Raw genomic sequence first — 5,110 nt, forward strand, 5'->3', positions numbered from 1 at the left:
CTCGTGGCCCGCGTGCGCGCCGCGCAGGCCCGGATGCTGGCGGAGCTCGACTACCACGACGAGGCGCTGAAGCAATACGCGGCCCTGCATGACGACCTGCAAGCCGCCGATGAGCCCGCGCTGAAGGCGCAGGCCGCCGATGCGCTGCATGCCCATTCGCGCCTGCTCGAGACGCTGGGCCGCAACGAGGAAGCCCGTGCGCTGCTGCGCACCCTGATCGACACCCATGCCGATGCCGCCGAGCCGGACCGGCGCCAGACCCTCGCGCTGGCGCGGACCGACCTCGCGCTCGCCTTGCAGCGCGATCTGCTGCGCGGTGCGCAGGACGAGGATCTCGAGGAACACCTGCTCGCGGCCTGCGACGCCGTGCTCGACCCGCATGCGGACAGCGAAGACGCCACCGTGCTGCGCTGCGTGAACCGCATCCTGCGCGTCAAGGCGCAGCTGCTGCGCGACCGCGATGCCGAGCCCGACGACGAGGACCGCGCCGACGAACTGGCCGAATGGCAGTGGTCGCGCTATGCCGGGCATTCCGATGCGCAGGTCCGCAAGGAGCTGCTGCTCGCGATGCTCGACCAGCTGGTGCCGCTCGACGACCCGGCGCGCGAGCTGGCCGGCTACCGCCGCTTGCTCGAGCGTTTCGGCGACGACCGCAGCGCGTTGCTGCAGCCGCAGCTGGCACGCACGCGCCTGCTCGAGGCCTGGGCGCTGCGCGCGCTCGACCGGGGCGACGAGGCGCTGTCGGCGCTCTCGGAACTCGATGCACTGCATGCTGAGTCCGCCGATGCCTACATGCGCCTGCAATGCGTGCACGGCCGCATCGAGCGCGCGCGGATCCTGGAGGCCCGTGGCGATGTCGAAGGCGCCCTGCGCGCGCTCGAAGGCTGGACCGAGGCCCGCGGCGCGGAGGACACCGCCCTGCGCCGCGCCATCGCGCGCGCCATGGACCTGCGCTGCGACATCCTGCAGGCACAGGCGCCCGCCGCGCATCCGCGCCCGGACGGCAAGGACGAGGAGGGCCGCGCGATCGAGGTCGCCGTGACCGAGGCCGAACATCGCTTCGCCGCCGCGGTCGATGCGCTCGTCGCGCGCTTCGCGAAGGACCCCGCCGAGGAACTGCGCACGATCGCGGTGAAGGCGCAATACGCGCTCGCGGCCCATTGGCGCGGGCGCCTGCAGTTCCAGCGCGCGGTCGATGCCTACGCGGCGCTGGTGCAGGCCTTCGCGGCCGACACCTGCGCCGAGGTCGAGGGCGTGGTCGCCAGCGCCTACCTCAACCAGGCCTATGCACTGATGATGCTGCTGGAGCGCGAGGCCGACGCCCTGCCGGTCTACGACGCGCTGCTCGCGCGCTTTCCGAATGCCACCGGCGCGGCGATGCGCGACACGCTGGCGAAGGCCGCGGCCAGCCGGCTGACCTGCCTCAACCGGCTGCAGCGCCAGGGCGCGGCGGTGAGCTACGGTGACCAGTACGAGGACCTGACGCTGGCGCAGCGCGATGCGATCGACGCCACCATCGAGCGCGGGCGCGTGCTGGCGCTGGAAGGCAAGCACCGCGAGGCCATCGCCTGCTACGACGAGGTGCTGCAGGCCTATGTCGAATCGCTGCACCCCGAGCTACGGCGCCATTGCCTCGATGCGATGGTGCGCAAGGGCTACAGCCTGGGCTGCCTGTCGCAGCGCGAGGCCGCGCTGGCGGTCAACGACGAGGTCATCGCGCGCTACGGTAACGAGCTCTCGACCTCGGCCGAGAAGGACGTCGCGCTCGCGATGTCGAACCGCGCGGTGCAGCTCGACAAGCTCGGCCGCCGCGACGAGGAGCTGCAGACCTACGACGCGATCATCGTGCGCTGGGCCCGCTCCGACGTGGCCTACCTGCGCGAGCGCGTGGCCAATGCGCGCTTCTGCAAGGCGATCACCATTGCCGACACCGACCTGGATGCCGCGCTGGCGCTCTATGGTCATGTGATCGACACCTGCCTGCATGCCTCCGAGGTCGCGCTGCGCACCTATGCCGCGAAGTCCAGCGTCAACCGTGGCGTGCGGCTGCGCAAGGCCGGCCGCTACGACGAGGCCGTGGCCTGCTGCGAGGCCCTGGTGAAGGCCTGCGGCGAAGAGGCCGACAAGGGCATCGCGGCCCAGGTCGTGAAGGCGCGCATCGGGCTCGCGCGCAGCTATGGCCACGTGGGGCAGGTGGCGCGGCAGGTCGAGACGCTGGAACTGCTGCTGGCCTTGCCCGCCGGGAAGATCGACGAGGGCTTGCGCACCGAGCTGCGCGCGGAGTACCAGCAGTTGCGGCCGTCGTCGCTGGTCAAGGCGGCACGGGCGCTGGGCGCGTTGTTCGCCCCGAAGAAATGAACCACCACCGTTCGGGCTGAGCTTGTCGAAGCCGGGCGCGAGGCTTCGACAGGCTCAGCCAGAACGGTCCAGAGCGCTACTGCCGGATCTTGCCGGCGTTGCTGAGGATCGTGAGTTCGACGAAGCGCGTGCCGTTGCCGCCGACGTTGGGGCCGAGGTCGACCACATAGCCGCCGAAGTCGAAGTTCACCAGCGAGGCCAGCGCCGCGGCCATGCCTTCGCGCGTGGGCGTGCGCCCTTGCCGGCGCACCGCCTCGGCGATCACGCGGCCCGTGATGTAGCCCTCGAACATCGAGTAGCTGACCGGCACCTCCAATGTCTGTCCGGCCGTGGCCTCGATGAACTCGCGCGTCAGCTTGCTCGAGATGCGGAACGGGCTCGGCGTGACCTGCGCGATCACGATGCCCTGCATGTGCTGCTCCGACAGCCGCTGCGACAGCTGCTCCACGTCGACGCCCGAATGCGCGACCAGTTGCGCCGTGCCCTTGGGCGCCATGCGGTAGCGTTCGATGAAGGCCGCGGCGGCGCCGGTGCTGGTCAGCATCACGATGGCCTGCGGCGGCTCCTTGAGGAAGGCCTCGGCGGCATCGCCCACCTTGGTCGTGCCTGCCGGGTAGGAAGCCCGCACCACGATGCGCGACGACGAGGCCGCGGCGAGCTCGTCCATCAGCTTGAGCAGTTCGCCGGAGGCGGGCACTTCCTCGTAGAAGACGCCGAGCCGGTTGATGCCGATGGTGGCGAGGTGGCGCGTGATCTTGGTCAGTTCCTCGCGCAGGTCGGCGTGCATGTTGAACAGCAGCGGCGGCGGCGCGCGCAGCTCGGACGAGCGGTAGCCCACCAGCGCGAGCCGTTCCTTCTCGAGCGTGCCCGAGGCCACGAGCGCCGCGATGTTGCGCGTGCCGAAGTAGCCCGCGAGCACCATCGGCCGGTTCTCCGCGACCAGGGCCTTGGTCAGCGCCACGGTCTGCTCGGGCTGTCCCAGGTCGTCCTTGCGCACCAGGCTCAGCGTGTGGCCGTTGACGCCGCCGGCCTTGTTGATCGCGTCGAAGCTCAGCTTGAGCCCGACCCCGAAGGCCCGCCCCTGCCGTGCCTCGAGCCCCGACATCGGGGCCACCTGCCCGACTACCACCTGCACCGCCGCGGCGGGCAGAGCCGCAACCGCCATCGTGGCGGCCGCGAGCAGCGGACGCCAGAACGCCATCGATTTCATCTGTCTCTCTCCGTCTCCGGGCGGTGAACGCCCCTTCTTGCAAGGGCCGGATCTTGGTGTCCGGGCGGGGCGGAGGATAACGGAAAACGGTGAATCTGCGCGCGGGCCGTGGTACGCCATCCCGGCGATATGATCTCGCGCGCTCGCAAGCGCATCGATGCAACCGTGTTGCTCGATCCATTCGATCACCAGGAGGGAGACAGGATGATGAAGACGCTCGTGTTGGCGGCCACGGCCGCATTGCTCGCCGGTTGCGGCACGACCTCGGGCAGGCTCGGTCCGTTGCCCGAGGTTCCGGATGCCTCGGTCGCCGCCAAGGTGGTGGTGGTCCGCATCAGCAGCATCGTCGGCGCGGCCAATGGCTACACGGTGGCGATGGATGGCAAGGACATCTTCGGCATCGGCTCCGGCGAGCACGCCGAATTCCAGGTGTCGCCCGGCGAGCACTACCTGGGGGTGAAATGCTTCGGCGGCTTCACGCCGACGTGGAAGGAGGACTCGCTGAAGTTCGACGCCGCGAAGGCATCGTCGAACTACTTCGTCGTCAGCCCCAGCATGACTTGCGCGGCGGTCAGAGGGGCCGACGAGGCGGAAGCGAAGAAGCTGCTGTCCGGCAGCAAGGCCGTCAACCTCGCGAATCCCGCCGGCCGATAGAGCGCCCGGGGGCGCGGCGAATCAATCGCTGCCGTCCTCGCGCGCCGCCATCCGCCCCGCTTCGCGATCGAGGGCCTCGTACTGCCCGTCGCAGAACAGCTCGCAGAGCCGGTCGAGCTCGCCGCGGTCGCGGGTCTCGAACACCGCGACGTCCTGCTCGAGCTTGCCCTTGCCGAAGAAGCCTTTGCGCGGGCGCATCGCCACCGACTGCAGCTGGTATTCGCCGCGCCGGTCGGTGCCGTCGCCCAGCAGCGTGACCCACAGTTCGCGCTGGTCGGCCTCGTGGCGCAGCACCAGCGCGGGCAGCGGGCCGTCCTGCTGCTCGTTCCATTCGCGGTGCTGTTGCTGCCACGGATGGGCATCGATCGCGGCCATGAAGCCGACGAGCGTGGTCTCGCCCTGCGGGTGGGTCTGCTGGAAGTCGTCGCCGACCTTCTGGATTGCGTAGCTCAGCATGCGGTGGAGCGCGTGGTGCGCCCGTGTGGTGTCGATGACCGAGTGTGCCCAGGCGTGGGGCAAGGGCGTGTCGGTCGCCGCCCCGTCTTCCTCAACCCGCGGCGGGGCGAGAGAGCGGCCGCGGCGCGCGCGCGGCGCGGTGCTCCTGCAGCAGGGTCAGCATCACGGTCAGCGCCATGAAGACCACCGCGGCCCAGAAGATGCCGCTGAAATGGCCGCGGTCGAGCAGCCAGCCGAACAGCATCGGGCCGACCGCGCCGCCGATGTTGAAGCCCGTGGAGACGATGCCGAAGGCGCGGCCCTCGGCGCCGGGCGGTGCGGCGGCGCGCACGAGCATGTCGCGCGAAGGCGTGATCACGCCGGTCAGGAAACCGGTGGCACCCAGGCACAGCACGAGCGCGAGATCGGGCAGCCGGCCCCAGGCGGCGAGTG

General features: G+C 70.4%; 5 protein-coding genes. 2 read left to right on the forward strand and 3 right to left on the reverse strand.

Annotation, left to right across the window (positions count from 1 at the left end; all coding sequences use genetic code 11):
* The coding region (locus tag AC27VN_RS32240; protein ID WP_490879195.1) for a hypothetical protein at positions 1 to 2,358 on the forward strand (2,358 nt) is incomplete at its 5' end.
* Between the two features lie 76 nt (positions 2,359 to 2,434).
* Here AC27VN_RS32240 and AC27VN_RS32245 read toward each other — a convergent pair.
* Complete coding sequence (locus AC27VN_RS32245) at positions 2,435 to 3,568, reverse strand: ABC transporter substrate-binding protein (protein WP_490879196.1); 1,134 nt, start codon at positions 3,566 to 3,568, stop codon at positions 2,435 to 2,437.
* Positions 3,569 to 3,772: 204 nt separating this feature from the next.
* Here AC27VN_RS32245 and AC27VN_RS32250 point away from each other — a divergent pair, with 204 nt between their 5' ends.
* Positions 3,773 to 4,222, forward strand: a complete 450-nt coding sequence (locus AC27VN_RS32250; RefSeq protein WP_143129232.1) for a hypothetical protein — start codon at positions 3,773 to 3,775, stop codon at positions 4,220 to 4,222.
* A gap of 21 nt (positions 4,223 to 4,243) precedes the next feature.
* Here AC27VN_RS32250 and AC27VN_RS32255 read toward each other — a convergent pair whose 3' ends face one another.
* Together AC27VN_RS32255 and AC27VN_RS32260 are read right to left on the reverse strand one after the other, a co-directional pair.
* On the reverse strand, positions 4,244 to 4,678 hold the full coding sequence (locus AC27VN_RS32255) for a hypothetical protein (RefSeq protein WP_490879197.1): 435 nt from the start codon (positions 4,676 to 4,678) through the stop codon (positions 4,244 to 4,246).
* Positions 4,679 to 4,769: 91 nt separating this feature from the next.
* Positions 4,770 to 5,110 (reverse strand): MFS transporter (locus tag AC27VN_RS32260; protein ID WP_490879198.1); only part of this gene is annotated, 341 nt, incomplete at its 5' end.

The organism is Variovorax sp. 20P10.2.4, assembly GCF_058244205.1.

What these genes read in the sequence shown, in the direction of transcription:
- AC27VN_RS32245 (WP_490879196.1), bottom strand. Translation starts at nt 3,568, where the DNA reads ATGAAATCGATGGCGTTCTGGCGTCCGCTGCTCGCGGCCGCCACGATG.
- AC27VN_RS32250 (WP_143129232.1), top strand. Translation starts at nt 3,773, where the DNA reads ATGATGAAGACGCTCGTGTTGGCGGCCACGGCCGCATTGCTCGCCGGT.
- AC27VN_RS32255 (WP_490879197.1), bottom strand. Translation starts at nt 4,678, where the DNA reads ATGCTGAGCTACGCAATCCAGAAGGTCGGCGACGACTTCCAGCAGACC.